At 35.9% G+C, this 17,177-nt stretch carries 12 protein-coding genes; 1 reads left to right on the top strand and 11 read right to left on the bottom strand.

What is annotated here, in order from left to right:
- Positions 1-71: 71 nt before the first annotated feature.
- The 8 genes from D9R05_RS08495 to D9R05_RS08530 are packed head-to-tail and all read right to left on the bottom strand — an operon-like array spanning position 72 to position 11,718.
- Entirely contained in the window at positions 72-1,907 is a 1,836-nt protein-coding gene (locus D9R05_RS08495; RefSeq protein ID WP_121666800.1) for a cytochrome c oxidase subunit I, read from the bottom strand.
- Between the two features lie 36 nt (positions 1,908-1,943).
- The gene (locus D9R05_RS08500) at positions 1,944-3,020 is read right to left on the bottom strand and encodes a cytochrome c oxidase subunit II (protein WP_121666801.1); all 1,077 of its coding nucleotides are present in this window, start codon (positions 3,018-3,020) and stop codon (positions 1,944-1,946) included.
- A gap of 31 nt (positions 3,021-3,051) precedes the next feature.
- Entirely contained in the window at positions 3,052-4,431 is a 1,380-nt protein-coding gene (locus tag D9R05_RS08505; protein ID WP_121666802.1) for a quinol:cytochrome C oxidoreductase, read from the bottom strand.
- Positions 4,432-4,452: 21 nt separating this feature from the next.
- Entirely contained in the window at positions 4,453-5,139 is a 687-nt protein-coding gene (locus D9R05_RS08510) for a c-type cytochrome (protein WP_121666803.1), read from the bottom strand.
- 5 nt (positions 5,140-5,144) lie between these two features.
- Positions 5,145-5,669 carry a DUF3341 domain-containing protein gene (locus D9R05_RS08515; protein ID WP_121666804.1) on the bottom strand — a complete coding sequence of 175 codons (525 nt, stop codon included), beginning with the start codon at positions 5,667-5,669 and terminating at the stop codon, positions 5,145-5,147.
- Between the two features lie 24 nt (positions 5,670-5,693).
- Positions 5,694-7,181 (bottom strand): NrfD/PsrC family molybdoenzyme membrane anchor subunit, encoded by a 1,488-nt coding sequence (gene nrfD, locus D9R05_RS08520; RefSeq protein WP_121666805.1) that lies wholly within the window; start codon positions 7,179-7,181, stop codon positions 5,694-5,696.
- A 35-nt stretch (positions 7,182-7,216) separates the two neighbouring features.
- Positions 7,217-10,297: a TAT-variant-translocated molybdopterin oxidoreductase gene (locus D9R05_RS08525; RefSeq protein ID WP_121666806.1), complete on the bottom strand. Its 3,081-nt coding sequence runs from the start codon at positions 10,295-10,297 to the stop codon at positions 7,217-7,219.
- 32 nt (positions 10,298-10,329) lie between these two features.
- Positions 10,330-11,718: a c-type cytochrome gene (locus D9R05_RS08530; RefSeq protein WP_121666807.1), complete on the bottom strand. Its 1,389-nt coding sequence runs from the start codon at positions 11,716-11,718 to the stop codon at positions 10,330-10,332.
- A gap of 224 nt (positions 11,719-11,942) precedes the next feature.
- Between D9R05_RS08530 and D9R05_RS08535 the strand changes: the two genes are divergently transcribed.
- A complete protein-coding gene (locus D9R05_RS08535; protein ID WP_121666808.1) occupies positions 11,943-12,332 on the top strand; it encodes an SPOR domain-containing protein in 390 nt (129 codons plus the stop codon).
- 92 nt (positions 12,333-12,424) lie between these two features.
- Here D9R05_RS08535 and D9R05_RS08540 read toward each other — a convergent pair whose 3' ends face one another.
- The 3 genes from D9R05_RS08540 to infB all read right to left on the bottom strand — a co-directional run bounded on the left by D9R05_RS08540 (position 12,425) and on the right by infB (position 17,132).
- The gene (locus tag D9R05_RS08540; protein WP_162984930.1) at positions 12,425-13,072 is read right to left on the bottom strand and encodes a hypothetical protein; all 648 of its coding nucleotides are present in this window, start codon (positions 13,070-13,072) and stop codon (positions 12,425-12,427) included.
- A gap of 292 nt (positions 13,073-13,364) precedes the next feature.
- Complete coding sequence (locus D9R05_RS08545; RefSeq protein WP_121666810.1) at positions 13,365-14,201, bottom strand: hypothetical protein; 837 nt, start codon at positions 14,199-14,201, stop codon at positions 13,365-13,367.
- Between the two features lie 144 nt (positions 14,202-14,345).
- Complete coding sequence (infB, locus tag D9R05_RS08550; protein ID WP_121666811.1) at positions 14,346-17,132, bottom strand: translation initiation factor IF-2; 2,787 nt, start codon at positions 17,130-17,132, stop codon at positions 14,346-14,348.
- Between the last annotated feature and the right edge of the window lie 45 nt (positions 17,133-17,177).

Below are 17,177 nucleotides of genomic sequence, written 5' to 3' on the forward strand. Positions count from 1 at the left end.
AAGCAAAGATAAAGAAAAAGCCTTTTCTTGAATGAGAAAAGGCTTTTAGTATTGTTGAAGGAATTATATACTTAGTGATTTAATTCCTCTTCATTTTTTTGAAGTGGTACATTTTGCGGAACAAAATCTTGACCAGGAATCACATAATCTGTTTCATCTTCATTTAATTTACTGTAATCATAAGACCAACGGTATACTGATGGGATTTCGCCAGGCCAGTTTCCGTGAATATGCTCTACCGGAGTAGTCCATTCTAAAGTATTTGAGCTCCAAGGATTCTGTGTTGCCTTTTTTCCGTAGAAAATAGAACTAATAAAGTTATAAATAAATACCAATTGTACACACGCAGTTATAATGGCAAATACAGTTATTAAAACATTTGTATCAGCTAAATCATCAAAATATGGAAAATTAGTATTAGTGTAATAACGTCTTGGAAGTCCAGCCATCCCAATAAAGTGCATCGGGAAGAATACTCCATAGGCTCCAATTGCTGTAACCCAGAAATGAATATAACCTAAGTTTTTATTCATCATTCTTCCAAACATTTTAGGGAACCAATGATAAACCCCGGCAAATAAACCATACAAGGCAGATATACCCATTACCAAGTGGAAGTGAGCAATTACAAAGTAAGTATCGTGAACATTAATATCTAACGTACTGTCTCCAAGAATAATTCCTGTTAAACCACCGGTAATAAATGTTGAAACCAATCCAATAGAAAATAACATTCCGGGATTCATTTGCAAATTACCTTTCCAAAGTGTCGTAATATAATTAAATGCTTTTACAGCTGATGGAATAGCAATTAATAATGTAGTAAAGGTAAATACAGAACCTAAAAACGGATTCATTCCGGATACGAACATATGGTGCCCCCATACAATGGTAGATAAGAATGCAATTGCTAAAATTGAAGCAACCATGGCACGGTATCCAAAAATTGGTTTTCTAGAATTTGTAGCAATTATTTCTGATGTAATACCTAATGCTGGTAAAATTACAATATAAACTTCAGGGTGTCCTAAGAACCAAAATAGGTGCTCAAATAAAACAGGAGAACCTCCTTGGTGCGCTAAAACTTCTCCTTTAATATAAATATCACTTAAAAAGAAAGAGGTTCCAAAACTTCTATCCATAATCAGCATTAAAGCCGCAGATAATAAAACAGGGAAAGAAACCACCCCAATAATAGCAGTAACAAAAAGAGCCCAGATAGTAAGTGGAAGTCTCGTCATAGACATTCCATTTGTTCTCAGATTTAATACGGTAACAATATAATTTAAGGATCCGATAAGTGACTGGGCAATGAAGATTGCCATAGAAACTAACCATAATGTCATACCTGTTCCTGAACCTGGAATAGCTTCAGGAAGTGCACTTAATGGAGGGTATATTGTCCAACCTGCTGATGCCGGTCCTGATTCAACAAATAAAGAACTCAGCATGATTACACTCGAAATAAAGAATAACCAGTATGAAACCATGTTTAAAAAACCAGAAGCCATATCGCGAGCTCCTATCTGTAGTGGAATTAAAAGGTTACTGAAAGTACCACTTAAGCCTGCAGTTAGAACAAAGAAAACCATAATAGTACCATGAATGGTAACTAATGCTAAATACGCATCTGGATTCATCACTCCATCTGTAGCATATTTTTCTCCTAAGAAAAATTCAAATACTTTAAAAGATTCTTCCGGCCAAGCGATTTGGATTCTAAATAAAATTGACATTAGAATACCGATAGTACCCATAATTAACCCTGTAATCAAGAATTGTTTAGCGATCATTTTATGATCTTGACTAAAGATATACTTGGTTATAAAGGTTTCTTTGTGATGATGTCCATGATCATCGTGCCCGTGATGACCTTCCGCTACTGTTGCATTTGCTATTGCTGACATATCTTAAACTATATATTGCTTTAAACTAATTCTATGTTACTTATTTTCTTCTTGCTTCGCCATGGTCTCCCCAAAGCTTTCTTGCTCTGTTATCCACTTATTGAAGTCTTCTTCTTCTTCAACAACAATCTTCATTTGCATATTGTAGTGAGAAACACCACAAATTTTATTACATAAAAGATAATATTCAAATTCATAAGGATCTAAAGCAAGATCTCCTTTCGCCATTAATTCCTTACTCTTATCTTTTCTAATTTCATTAATTTCACGAACTTTATCAACCATGTACTCGCTATTCTTCATGTCCTTAGAGGTAATCGTTGGAGTAAAGCTAAACTGAGTAATCATTCCAGGAACCACATTCATTTGTGCTCTAAAGAAAGGAAAATAAGCAGAGTGAAGTACGTCTTGAGATCTAAACTTAAATAATACAGTTTTATCTACAGGTAAATGAAGCTCACTTGCAATTTTATCATCTTTCGCATAACTGTCACTTTTATCTATACCCAGTGTATTCACACCTTCAATAAAACGAACGTTTGCTTTTCCTAGTGTATTATCTTGACCTGAATAACGTGCCTTCCAACCAAATTGATAAGCATAAATCTCCACAACCATTACATCCTCATCTTCATCAACATTCATAATATCAGACCAAGTAAACAAACCATAGATTATTAATCCGGCTAAAACAATTACCGGAATAATTGTCCAAATAAATTCTAGTTTATCATTATCGGCAAAAAACAAAGCCTTTTTACCTTTTTCGCCTTTGTATTTATAGGCAAAATAATGAAGTAAAAATTGTGTTATAACTTGCACTACCATAATTAGACCAATAGAAATGAACATTAACGTATCATATTCAGATCCATGAGCCGAAGCCGCTTCGGGTAAGTAGAATTTAGAATAGTTCCAAAAGTTATAAAACATAAAGACGTAAAAGAAAATAACGAAGCCCAACATAATGTAAGCTTGATTCTTATTGTCTTTATCTGTAGCAACTTGTGAATCGTCTGAACTGCTAGACTTGGATAGTTTTAATATTTTTGACATTTGCCAAAAAGTAATCCCTAAAAGTGCTATAACTACTATGATTAAAAATACAGTCATCGTGATAATATCTTCTTTAAAACAAATTTAATTAATAGTGAAAGTGCTTACTTTCTTTGATATAAGGGTTTCGTTTTGCCAATAATGGTGCTTTTGTTAAAGCGTTAAACACAATAAAAATAAACAACCCTCCAAAGAATAATAATGCTGCTATCTCTGCAATACCAATAAACCAAGATTCTCCTACTGTGGCTGGCATTACCATATTATATATATCTAAATAATGTCCTATTAAAATTATTATTCCAGACATTACTACAAACCAGTTTACACGTTTATAATCACTATTCATAAGAACCAATACTGGGAATATAAAATTAAGCGCTAACATACCAAAGAATGGTAATTTATAATCTTCAATTCTAGTTATAAAATAAGTTACCTCTTCAGGAATATTAGAATACCAAATCAACATAAATTGAGAGAACCATAAATAAGTCCAGAAAATACTAATACCAAACATAAACTTAGCCAAATCATGAATATGACTATCATTTACAAAGTCTAGGTAACCTCTTGCTTTTAAGAAAATAGTAATTAAGGCTATTACTGTAATTGCCGATACAAATAAACTTGCAAAAACGTACCAACCAAATAAAGTACTAAACCAATGCGGGTCTAAACTCATAATCCAATCCCAAGACATCATAGATTCAGTAACAATAAAGAAAACTAAAAATCCAGCCGAAAGCTTAAAGCTTTGTCTAAAGAATCGATTATGATCCACTTCATCATGTCTAAGAGAGTTTCTTCTCAATAAATAACGGAAGACATTCCATCCAATAATATATAAAGCTGCTCTTATTAAAAAGAAAGGAACATTTAAGTAACTCGATTTTCCTTGAAGTAATTCATCTTCAGCTACCACTTCCGGATCCATCCAAACAAATAAGTGATTAATATGCAAACCGGAAAGCAATAACAATGCAAACACAATTAAACTTCCTGGTAATAAATAAGCGGTAACGGCTTCCATTACTCTAAACAAAACAGGGGACCAACCCGCTTGGGCTGCATATTGCACAGCATAAAAAGCTAAAGCTCCCAAGGCAATCATAAAGAAAAAGAAAGCTGCTACATAAACGGCTGCCCAAGGTTTATTCTGTAATTGATGCAGCATATGCTCCGCGTGAGCATCGTCATGACCCTCCTCTGCATTATGCGCATCTGCTGTCATTCCGTGTTCGTTTCCACCTGCTTTATTATCGTGAGCATCTGCTGTTACCTGATGCGTGTTTTCAGCATGACTTTCACCATGTCCACCTCCGTGATGGGCTTCCTGAGAAGCGATAATATCTTTAACCTCCTGTATAGAAGAAGGGGCTGTAACAAAACTAAATATTAGTCCGATAGCTCCAACAACCATAAAGATTATTGCCGTTAATTTTAATTTACTAGATAGCGTATACATATTAAAATCTCTAAAAACTGTTTATTCTTTCGTTTCTTCTTTATCGTGGCTCGCAGTCATATCATCATGATGCTCTTGCTGTGTATTATGCTCATTAACCATAGCATTCTCATTTACTACACTAGACTCTTTTTCAAACTCTCGTTTTGGAGCACCATCAAGTTTTCTTTTTAAATCCATTACATAGTGATCTATTTGCCAACGCTCTTTTTCATTTGTCTGTGCTGCATAAGACCCCATTGTATTCAAGCCATAGTACATAACGTGGTAAACACTTCCTTCCGTAATTGCTCTACCGGCATCGTTATAAGCTGGAATACCTAATATTTTTTCTCGTTGCGCGAGCGTTCCTTTTCCATCCCCTTTATCACCATGACAAATTGCACAATAAATAGTATAAAGCTCTTTCCCTTTATTTACGTTATCTTCGGTATAAGGTAGCGGGTTTCCCAGTGTAGCTTTTGCTGAATCATAGCCTTCATTCGTGTCCTCAAATGCATATGGTTTCCACCCTCTGGAAATACTACCCTCCACTGGAATTTTAGCTTCTTGAGTATTTTCAAAAACCTCGTAACTTCCGTAAGCTTCATAACCTACAGATTCATACATATTTGGGAAGAACTGATAATTTCTATGGTCTTTATCAAAACAAGAAGCCATTGAAAATACAAGAATCGTCAAAAGTGCTATTTTAAATAAACTTTTCATGTGGTTTATTTGTTTATAAGTTTAATTTCCACCGCGCCAGTATTGCTTAGGAATTGTGATAAATCTTCAATTTTATGATTTGCTACATCCACTTCCATTAAAAAGTGATCATCTGTAGTCCTAGGATCCGGATTTTCAGCTTTTTTAAAAGGCCAGATTTTACTTCTTAAGTAAAATGTTATCACCATTAAGTGAGCAGCAAAAAAGACTGTAAGCTCAAACATAATCGGCACAAAAGCGGGCAGATTCTCTAAAAAGCTAAAACTAGGTTTTCCACCTATATTTTGAGGCCAATCTTCAATCATGATAAAATTCATCATAGAAATGGCTACACTTAACCCCACTAAACCATATAAGAAAGAAGTGATCGCAATTCGTGTTGGCGCTAACCCCATTGCCTTATCTAATCCGTGTACAGGAAATGGCGTATATATTTCTTCAATACGGTAATGAGCCTCTTTGGTCTGCTTAACAGCCTGCATAAGCAAGTCGTCATCCGTATAAATAGCGTGTATAACTTTTGAAGACATTATCTACTTAATTATTTAATTTTATTAGTTATTTGATTCTTTATTAGCATCATCTGCCGAATCTTTCTCTTCTGAAATATTACTTTTTGGCTTACGTATAAGCGTTTCGTCGTAAAGCTTCACATCATCGCCGTGCTTAGCTCTTAACTTCTTATATTTTTCTCCTGATGATTTTAATATTGTTTTCACCTCTGCTTGGGCAATCACAGGGAAAGTACGCGCATATAATAAGAACAGCACAAAAAAGAAACCGATCGTACCCACAAATATCCCGATATCTACAAAAGTAGGAGAAAACATTGTCCAAGATGAAGGTAAGTAATCACGGTGCAATGATGTTACAATAATTACAAAACGCTCAAACCACATTCCTATATTTACGACTATTGAAATAAAGAAAGAGAACATAATACTTCTTCTCAATTTAGGGAACCACATAAACTGCGGAGAGAAAACATTACAAGTCATCATTGACCAATAAGCCCACCAATAAGGTCCAGTGGCTCTGTTTAAGAACGCATACTGTTCAAACTCAACTCCAGAATACCAAGCAATAACAAGCTCTGTGATATAGGCAACCCCTACAATAGAACCAGTAATCATTATTACAATATTCATCAACTCGATATGCTGAACAGTAATATAATTTTCTAGATTAGATACCTTTCTCATTATAATTAATAAGGTATTCACCATAGCAAATCCAGAGAAAATTGCTCCTGCAACAAAATAAGGAGGGAAAATTGTTGTATGCCAACCAGGAATAACAGAGGTAGCAAAATCAAAAGATACAATAGTGTGTACAGAAAGTACTAAAGGTGTTGCTAAACCGGCTAATACTAAAGATACTTCTTCAAATCGTTGCCAATCTTTTGCTCTACCGCTCCACCCAAATGAAAGGATAGAATAAATTCTTTTTTGAAAAGGCTTAATAGCGCGATCACGTATCATCGCAAAATCAGGAAGTAATCCGGTCCACCAGAATACCAATGAAACAGATAAATATGTTGAAATTGCAAATACATCCCATAGTAAAGGTGAATTAAAGTTCACCCATAAAGAACCAAACTGGTTTGGAATTGGCACAACCCAATAACCTAACCAAGGTCTTCCCATGTGAATCAGCGGAAATAAACCTGCCTGAACTACAGAAAAAATAGTCATAGCCTCTGCAGAACGGTTAATTGCCATTCTCCACTTCTGTCTAAATAATAAAAGTACTGCAGAAATAAGCGTTCCTGCGTGACCAATACCTACCCACCAAACAAAGTTGGTGATATCCCAGGCCCAGCCTACAGTTTTATTAAGACCCCAAGTTCCAATACCGGTTGAGATTGTATAAGTTATACACCCTACTCCCCAAAGAAAAGCCACTAAGGCAATTGAGAAAACAATCCACCAAGATTTATTTGCCTTACCTTCAACCGGAGCTGCAACATCTACGGTTACATCGTGGTAAGATTTTTCTCCGGTAACTAGAGGCTTTCGTATAGGTGCTTCGTAATGAGACATAATCCTTTTATAATTGATTCTTTAAACTACTATTTTTAAACTTCTGAAGTATTTCTAACTTTAGTATGGTAGAAAACATTTGGCTTTGTACCTACGTGCTCAAGCAAATGATACATACGATCACTTTTCTTAAGTTCATTTACTTCACTTTCTTTATCATTGATATCTCCAAATACTATTGCACCAGAGCTACAGGCACTAGAACAAGCTGTTTGGAATTCATCGTCTTTAACTTCTCTACCCTCACGCTTAGCATCTAAAATTGCTTTTTGCGTCATCTGAATACACATAGAGCATTTTTCCATTACTCCACGGGATCTTACTGTAACATCAGGATTTAACACCATTCGTCCAAGATCATTATTCATATGATAGTCAAACTCATCATTTTTATTATACAAGAACCAGTTAAAACGACGAACCTTATAAGGACAGTTGTTTGCACAGTAGCGCGTACCTACACAACGGTTATACGCCATATGGTTTTGCCCTTGACGACCATGCGAAGTTGCCGCAACAGGACAAACTGTTTCACAAGGTGCGTGATTACAATGTTGACACATTACCGGCTGGAAAACAACCTGTACATTTTCAGTTGAAGCTTCTTCTAATTCAGAAAAACCTCCCAGAGATCCATCTTCTCCCCACAGGCCAGAAAAATTATCCTTCTTTTCGTTGTCTTCAGCAAAAGTTTCTTCAGAAGAATAGTAACGGTCTACACGTAACCAGTGCATATCTCTACTTCTTCTCACTTCCGACTTACCAACAACAGGTACATTGTTCTCACTATGACAAGCTATAACACAAGCTCCACAACCCGTACAGGCATTTAAGTCTATAGAAAGATTAAAATGATGTCCTATCTCTCTATCAAATTCATCCCAAATATCAACCTCTGGAGATGTCACTGGAGTAGCTTCGTGATTTAACGAAACCTCTGGTGTATGGTTCCAGACATGCTTGTCTTTTGTATTAAATATTTCTAAGGTAGTTTCTTTAACAACATCTCCACGCCCCATTAACGTATTATGCAACTGCACACAAGCAAATTCATGTACTCCCGCAGCTTTCTCTAAACTAACCTCTTGAACTTTATTGAATCCTTTATATAAAGGGTAAGCATTCACCCCTACTTGCATTTCCTTTTGAATAGCTTCTTTTCTGCCATAACCAAGTGACAAACCAACTGATCCTTTAGCCTGACCAGGCTGAATAATCACAGGAACGTTTTTCACAACGGTATCACCTAATTTCACATTTACATAACTACCGTTTAAAGCACCGTTAGCTACGTTTTCATTCATTAACTCTAAACGCTCTGCATCAGCTTTTGAAACAGTTATGTAATTATCCCAAGAAGCTCTTGTAATTGGGTCAGGCATTTCCTGCAACCAAGGGTTATTAGCTTGCTGACCATCTCCTAAAGCAGTTTTAGTATATAAACTCAATTCTAAACCATTGCTTTTTGAGCTTTGGGCTAGTTTTCTAGCAGAAGACGCAATATTTGCAGTAGTTGCAAATGTAGACTGCACATTTGTGTCATTAGCTACAAAAACACCATCGTGAAGCGCATCGTTCCAGCCGCCTATACCTAAATTCGCTTTTGTATTATTTTTGATATACTCATAATACGAAATATCATTTCCTGTCCATTTTAATAATGCATCTTGAAATTGTCTCGTATCAAAAAGAGGTTTTATAGTAGGCTGCATTAAACTAAAATGATTTTTAGTTAATTGCACATCTCCCCAAGATTCTAGATAATGCGGTGTTGCAGCAACAAATTCACAGTTTGTAGCCGTTTCATCAGCTTTCATTGTAAAATCAACAGCTAAATCCACTTCAGCTAAACCTTTATTAAATTGGTCAGCATTAGGTAAACTATACGAAGGATTAACTCCTGCCATAATTACCGCCCCAACTGAACCAGCATTTAATCGTTGAACAAACTGATTAACATCATCTGCATTTCCTTGGCGAATCATACGCGCATCTTGCACATTCATCACCTCACTACTCAAAGCTTCATTAATTGCTAGAACTACTAATTGCGCATCTACATCATCAATTCCAGAAACCACTACAGCTCCTCTTCTAGCTCTTCGCAATTGCTCTACAGCTTTTACAACTATATCATCTAATTCCGGTGAAAGATTATTAGAACCCCCACCAACGACATAACCATAAATAGCCGATAAAATTTCTTTTTGTTTTGATGGTGTTACCGGCACACGCTTATCTGCATTTGCTCCAGATAAAGTCATATTCGATTCAAACTGAATATGACGGGACATCTTTCCGTTCTTAGGAATTCTACCCTTTGCATATCCACCATCGTAACCACCGCCTTGCCAATCTCCCAAGAAATCAGCACCAACAGATACAATTGTTTCCGCTTTAGAAAAATCATAATTTGGCAAAGCTCTCATTCCATACTTCGCTTCAAAAGCACTTAAAGCAGCATCTTCAGAAACAGCATCATAAACGACATGCTTCACATTAGAGTACTTCGCAGAGAACTCCTCTATCAACTTATCAGTAGAAGGACTAGCGAATGTTTGCGTTAACAAAACAATCTCTTTTCCTCCTAAAGCATTTAGCCTTGAAGAAATCTCTCTATCGAATTTCTCCCAAGAAACAGATTCTCCTTTTATCATTGGACGTTTTACACGCTGGTTATCATATAATGACAGTACCGAAGCGTGAACTCTAGCATTAGCACCAGAATTAACTTTCCCCAATTTATTATTTTCAATTTTTATAGGTCTACCCTCACGAGTTTTCACCAATACACTTGAAAAATCAAATCCGTCTGCTATTGTTGTCGCGTAATAATTAGCAACCCCAGGAACAATACGTTCCGGCTGAACTACATAAGGAATAGATTTCACAACCGGCCCCTCACAAGCAGCTAAAGAAGCTGCTGCAGTACTAAAACCGACAAACTTTAAGAAATCTCTACGAGAAGTTTGCGAACTCTCCAAAGACTCCTTATTTCCCAAGAATTCATCTGTAGGAATTTCCTCTGCAAATTCCTTTTGCTGAAGCGTCTCAACAATAGGGCTATCATTTTTTAGCTCCTCAACACTTTTCCAGTATTTCTTGTTTGATGACATATATAATATAGAATTAGCTTCTTAAATTAATTTTAGTAATGACATTTTCCGCATTCCAACGCACCCATCTGAGCCGCTGTTAATTGTTCTACGCCATATTTTTTAGACAATTCTTCATGAATTTTCTCATAATACTTATTGCCTTCAACTTTAACATTTGTTTCTCTGTGACAATTGATACACCAACCCATCGTTAACGGAGCAAACTGCTTCATCACCTCCATTTCTTCTACAGGTCCGTGACATTTCTGACAAGCAATTCCAGCAACACTTACGTGCTGACTGTGATTGAAATATGCAAAATCAGGTAAATTGTGTATCCTAACCCATTTTACCGGTTTTTCTTCTCCATTATAAGATTGTGTTGAAGGATCCCAACCTACCGCATCGTAAAGCTTAGCAATCTCTCCATCATAAAATTCTTTCGAATATTCTTCGGTTACCGACGTGTTTTTATTTGAAGCGTCTGCAACCTCACCGATTGACTTATGACAGTTCATACAAACATTTAGCGAAGGAATACCTGAGGTCTTACTTACTCGAGCAGATGAGTGACAGTATTTACACTCTATTTGATTATCTCCGGCATGAATTCTATGCGAAAAATGAATTGGCTGAACCGGCTGATACCCTTGATCAACTCCCACCTGCATTAAATATCCGTAAGCAAAATAAGCTGAAACTAACAATAAAAATATCGAAGAAACCAACACTAAAAATTGATTCTCTACAAAGGCTTTCCAGATCGGTTTACGCGCAGGTGTTTTAACCACCTCAATTCCGTTCGCTTCAGCAAATCGATTTAGGGTTTTATTCACCAACACCAACACTACAATCAACAACAACAAAACAAAAGCAAGAACCGCTAGAACCACTTCTGTAGATAAGCCGCCTCCGGATCCACCACCGGCTTGAGCTCCAGCTTGAGCAACAGGTGTTGTCGGCTCAGGCTTCGGTTGCTCCACATAAGCCAAAATATTATCAATATCAGCATTAGACAACTGCGGAAATGCAGTCATCGCTGTTTGATTATATTCTTCATAAATCGCAACCGCTTCAGGATCTCCAGCAGCAATCATCTCCGAACTATTTTTAATCCATTGATACAACCACTGTTTTTCATGACGCCCTGTAACCCCATTTAAAGCAGGACCTGTTGATCTCTTGTAACGCTTATGACAAGCAGCACAAAGAGAATTGAAGAGTTCTTTTCCTTTTGCAGGATCACCTTCCATCGAAGCCGCCGCATCACCCGAAGACGCTTCACTAGCTTCTGCTTTTGCTTCACTAGTTTTTTCTGCGTCAGCTTGTTTAGCCGCAGTTTCCTCTTGCGCTATTGCATTATGCGAAAATGATAATAAAAGTACTACCGCGAAAAGTAGTATTCTTGAAATTGAATGGCGGATACTCACCTTTTTCATATTACAGCTGAATTAACATCTTTAATTGGTATGATTTTTACAATGAATACATTAGCATTTTCTAACCCATTTCATCATAAAAATTCAAGCACAAAAGTAATACTTAAAGATGATTTTAGGAATGTTAGGGAACTGTTAATGCTTAATTTATATTCCTTCTAAATAATAAACTATCCAGAAGTTTAGTTATTTAGTTTTACTTTTGCAGGAAACACATATATCTCATGACGTCAAATTTTTCTCTAAATAATTTACTCCTAGTCTTTTGCATCGTTTTCTCTTTAAACGCAGTAGCGCAAGACAATACTAAAAATATTGAACAAGACCCTTTGATTCCAGAATTGCTAGTATTACAATCAAAAATGACTGAAAGTAACGAATTAGGAGATCGTTATAAAATTCAACTTTTTTACGGATCTACGCTTTCTGAAGCAAACAAGGTTAAAAAAGAGTTTGAAAATAATTATAAAAACTGGCCTGTCAGCATAGAGTTTGAAACACCAAATTACAAAGTTTGGGTAGGCGATTTTAGAAATAAATTAGAAGCTGAACGTGCTTACATTAAATTAAAAGAAGATTTTAAAAGTGCGTTTATTTTTAAACCGAAAGGTTAATATTATTTCCTATAAATTTAGAATTAAATTAAAAAATCCGGTTAAAAAATTTTAACCGGATTTTTACGAACAAAAACAAATTATATTTAAACCTAATTATTTCCTTGCGATATCATCACTCGATTAGTGTTTCCAGATTGAAACACATTACTCTTATGGTTTTGACCTGTTTGACTAACATTACTTTTATTTAAATTTCCGGTTTGACTCACCATACTTTCGTGTGCTGTTCCTTGTTGAATCACTCCACTAGTATTTTCATCTCCGGTTTGAAACTCTGAAGAATAGTTACCCACTCCTTTTTGTGAAGAATTGGTTTTATTTTGATTACCAACTTGTTCTTGTAACGCTTCATTATCTTCACTCAGCGATAAATCATTTTGCTCTATATAAGCTTCATTGAAATCTCCGGTTTGAAATTGTTTTGCAATATTGGAGGTTCCCTCTTGAATGACTTCAACAGAATTATCATCTCCCAATTGAACTTGCTCAATGTTATTAAGAAAAGTTGCAAATGTACTCCCTTGTTTAGCTTCAGCTTCATTGGTATTTCCAGTCTGATTTTGAATCACACTATTTTCATCACCCAACTGAAAGGCTCTAACTTCGTTAGAAGACCCAGCTTGCTGTACCATCACATCATTATCTTCTCCAATCTGCTCAACTTGTGAATCGTTATTTTGAGCAAAAGCATAGCAACCAAAACAAAAAAACGTAGCGCAAAAAATCACTTTCTTCATCATGCAATCATTTAAAAATTAAAACAATTAACCCCACAAAAGGTTAGTTAGAAGAAATCAAAAAAAGAAGCTTAAAATTATAAATGTTTAGACCGCAATTAGCTTCAAATTAAGTTGACCTCTTTTAACACTTCAAAAATAAAGGGAAGTTAGTTGTCTGAAAAAGAAAGATCTAAAATATCTACCAGAAGGCAAGAATTATCGATAAAGCGTATAATTTACTTATTTAATTCAATGATCGCATTAACTCTATGCAATCAAAATGTCATGAAATGTTGATAAAAAAAACAATTTAATCCTGCTTAGGAACCACCCCTCGTAAACCCATATCTACAAGAGTTTCCCCTGCAGAAGGCTCATACTTCCCATCTTGGTTTACTTCTTGCCATTCAAAACTATTATTCACCGAAAAAGATAAGGTTACGACAAGATCTTCTTTTTCGCTTCCAGAAATCACAAATTCATCATCAAATCTTCCGGTTAATACACAAGAACCCTGTGGTATGGGTGAGGTTTCGAATAATGGATTAGGTACAGTTACAGCACCTTCTGGAGCTTGCCCTTCAACAACAAAGTCTTGTGCTTCAAAAGCCCAATACCCTTGTAATTTATTTTGATTGAGCTCAATAGTATTGCCTTTAATATCAAATGATTTTATATAAGTGTTGTATCCCAAAAATGCAGCTATCGTCCCCTCAAACTCATTGCCATTATTTAAAATATTAATACTTGCATTTTGATAAGAAGCAGATATACGAACCCAAGTATAACGCCCGGGTTGAACTCTAGATAATGGTATTTCCAGAAATGTTTCTCCATCACTAATTAATTTAGCTTGACTAAAATCAATAGCGCGTTCTCCCCCTTTTGTAGTTTCTTCACCTTTATAAATGACTTCTCCATCACCTAATAATGTTGCAGCGTTAGGAGACAGCTCTATATAATGCGCACTCATTTTATTAAAAACAGGAGTCTGCGCTGCATTTCCTTCTACTATTCCGGTTGGCTGACCAAGATTATCTAATCGAATTTGGTTTTCATCAAACTCAAACTTCACAATCAATTTTGGCTCATTTAAAGTTGCTTCTGCATTATCATCATTACTACAAGAAACAAAAACAAAAAACAAAAAACAAAAAAATGCTGTAAATGTTCAACTTTTTCATAAGCGGTATAATTAAGAATGACAAAGTAAGTCGAAAAAAGTAATATTATAAAAAAAGCAGAAGATATTTCTTCTGCTTTTCTCAAATTTATATAATGAAATTTATTCTTATTTAAGCTTCTTTTTAACAGCAACCTCTCTGAAGCACTCTACAACGTCTCCCTCTCTAATATCGTTGTAATTTTTCACCTGTAGACCACATTCGTATCCTTTTGCTACTTCTTTAGCATCATCTTTGAATCGCTTCAAAGAAGCAAGCTCTCCAGTGTAAACCACAACACCATCTCTAATAAGACGTATTCTGCTGTTTCTATAAATTTTACCATCTGTAACCATACAACCTGCAATGGTTCCGACTTTAGAAATTTTGAACGTTTCTCTAATTTCTGCATTTCCGGTAATTTCCTCCTTCATCTCTGGTGAAAGCATCCCTTCCATTGCATCTTTCAAGTCATTGATAGCATCATAAATAATAGAATAAGTTCTAATATCTATTTCTTCCTTATCGGCTACTTGTTTTGCATTTCCTGCCGGACGTACATTAAAGCCAATAATAATTGCTTCTGAAGCAGAGGCTAGTAGAACATCACTTTCTGTAATTGCCCCAACTCCTTTATGAATGATATTAACTTGTATTTCTTCGGTCGATAATTTCTGGAAGCTATCTGTTAAGGCCTCAACAGAACCATCCACATCCCCTTTAAGGATAATGTTCAATTCTTTAAAGTCTCCTAAAGCAATACGGCGTCCAATTTCATCTAAGGTAATATGACGTTGTGTTCTTACACTTTGCTCACGTTGCAATTGCGTTCGTTTTGCTGCGATATCTTTAGCTTCACGCTCATCTTGCATAACACTAAATTTATCTCCGGCTTGTGGCGCACCATCTAAACCTAAGATCGAAACCGGGGTTGATGGACCAGCTTCTTTGATATCGTTTCCACGTTCATCATGCATTGCTTTAATCTTACCGCTTGTAGTACCCGCAAGAACGTAATCTCCTATCTTTAACGTACCACTTTGCACTAAAATAGTAGAAACATAACCACGACCTTTATCTAAGTAAGCTTCTACCACTGTACCTAAAGCAGCTTTATTTGGATTAGCTTGCAATTCTAATATTTCAGCCTCAAGCAATACTTTTTCTAATAATTCTTTCACACCATTTCCTGTTTTTGCGGAAATATCGTGCGACTGAACTTTACCACCCCAATCTTCAACAAGAAGATTCATAGCGGCTAATTTCTCTTTTATTTTTTCGGGATTTGCTGTTGGCAAATCTACCTTATTGATTGCAAAAATTATAGGAACTCCTGCTGCCTGTGCGTGAGATATAGCCTCTTTTGTTTGTGGCATCACATCATCATCTGCGGCTATCACAATAATAGCAATATCAGTTACTTGAGCTCCACGAGCACGCATTGCCGTAAAGGCTTCGTGACCCGGTGTATCTAAGAAAGCAATTTTCTCATCGTTTTCTAATTCTACCCCATATGCTCCAATATGCTGTGTGATTCCTCCGCTTTCTCCGGCAATTACATTTTCTTTACGAATATAATCTAATAGAGATGTTTTACCGTGATCTACGTGACCCATCACTGTTACAATAGGAGCTCGATGAACTAAGTCTTCCGGATTATCTTGTTCTACCTCAACAGATTCTTCTAGATCTGCCGTTACAAATTCAACTTCGTATCCAAATTCTTCCGCTACAATAGATAATGTTTCAGCATCTAGGCGCTGATTCATCGTTACCATCATCCCTAAAGACATACAAGCCGATATAACCTTGGTTACAGACACATCCATCATTGTCGCAACTTCACTTACCGTAACAAACTCTGTTACTTTTAGTGTTTTGCTCTCCTGTTCTTGCTGGGCTTGTTCTTCCTCTGATTTTTGACGATGTTGATCTCTTTTATCTCGACGGTATTTAGCACCTTTACCTTTACTAGATTTCCCTTGAAGTTTTTCAAGCGTTTCTCTAATTTGCTTTTGTACTTCCTCTTCTGTAGGTTCTTCTTTTGTTACCGGACGACGCTTTTTAACTGGTCCTCCTTTTTTAAAGTTTGAACGCTTTGAATTTCCTGGACCTCCTGTATTTCCGTCTTTGCTTATTCTGCGGCGACGTTTTTTCTTCCCTTTTGCTCCAGGCTTATTAGTGTCTTTATCGTCTTTCTTCTTAGGCTTCTTTTTATCAAATTGACTAAGATCAATTTTCTCACCGGTAAAGTTTGGGCCGTTTAATTTTTTATATTTTGTTTCTAAACGCTCTTCTTTTAAGGCTTCTTCAGACTTTTCTGAAGTTTCCTCTTTTTCTTTTGGAGCAGGAGCTGGCTTATCTTCTTTTTTAGAAACTGGCTTTTCTGAAGTAGATTTTTTTGCAGAGGTTTCTTCTACTTTTTCTTTAGGCTTTTCAGCTTTTGGAGTCTCGGCTTTTTCTTCCTTCTTCTCCTTAGTTTTTGGCGTTTCTTGACTTGGCGATGGAGCTTTTTCTTTCTCTTGATCTTTTTTGCCGGCAGATTTTTTATCTAAATCAATTTTACCAACTTGTTTAGGTCCGTTTAATTGCTTACGTGCCTTAACTATTTCTTCCTCTTTTGCTTTCTCTTCTTCAAGTTTTCGCTGCTTCTCCAATTGTTCGCGTTCACGTTTTAAACGGAGTTCTTCTTTCTCCTTTTTTCGCTCTTCGCTTACTTCTTTAGAAGCTACCTTTTTACTTTTATCTGTTTGAAATTCATCAAAAAGCACTTGGTAAACTTCTTCAGAAATTTTTGTTGTTGGACGTGCATCAATATCATAGCCTTTGGAAGTTAAAAATTCCACAGCCCGATCAAGTGAAATATTGAATTCACGTAAAACTTTATTTAATCGCATTGTATTTGCTCCAGCCATAAATTGCCTCTAAATTACCTCTTTATTCTTTATTATCTTGATTAT

It is taken from the genome of Mesonia aquimarina (assembly GCF_003667275.1).
GTDB lineage: Bacteria > Bacteroidota > Bacteroidia > Flavobacteriales > Flavobacteriaceae > Mesonia > Mesonia aquimarina.

Coding starts and splice junctions, on each gene's coding strand:
- D9R05_RS08540 (WP_162984930.1), bottom strand. CDS start 13,072: ATGAAGAAAGTGATTTTTTGCGCTACGTTTTTTTGTTTTGGTTGCTAT.
- D9R05_RS08510 (WP_121666803.1), bottom strand. CDS start 5,139: ATGAAAAGTTTATTTAAAATAGCACTTTTGACGATTCTTGTATTTTCA.
- D9R05_RS08535 (WP_121666808.1), top strand. CDS start 11,943: ATGACGTCAAATTTTTCTCTAAATAATTTACTCCTAGTCTTTTGCATC.
- D9R05_RS08530 (WP_121666807.1), bottom strand. CDS start 11,718: ATGAAAAAGGTGAGTATCCGCCATTCAATTTCAAGAATACTACTTTTC.
- D9R05_RS08495 (WP_121666800.1), bottom strand. CDS start 1,907: ATGTCAGCAATAGCAAATGCAACAGTAGCGGAAGGTCATCACGGGCAC.
- nrfD (WP_121666805.1), bottom strand. CDS start 7,181: ATGTCTCATTACGAAGCACCTATACGAAAGCCTCTAGTTACCGGAGAA.
- D9R05_RS08505 (WP_121666802.1), bottom strand. CDS start 4,431: ATGTATACGCTATCTAGTAAATTAAAATTAACGGCAATAATCTTTATG.
- infB (WP_121666811.1), bottom strand. CDS start 17,132: ATGGCTGGAGCAAATACAATGCGATTAAATAAAGTTTTACGTGAATTC.
- D9R05_RS08500 (WP_121666801.1), bottom strand. CDS start 3,020: ATGACTGTATTTTTAATCATAGTAGTTATAGCACTTTTAGGGATTACT.
- D9R05_RS08525 (WP_121666806.1), bottom strand. CDS start 10,297: ATGTCATCAAACAAGAAATACTGGAAAAGTGTTGAGGAGCTAAAAAAT.
- D9R05_RS08515 (WP_121666804.1), bottom strand. CDS start 5,669: ATGTCTTCAAAAGTTATACACGCTATTTATACGGATGACGACTTGCTT.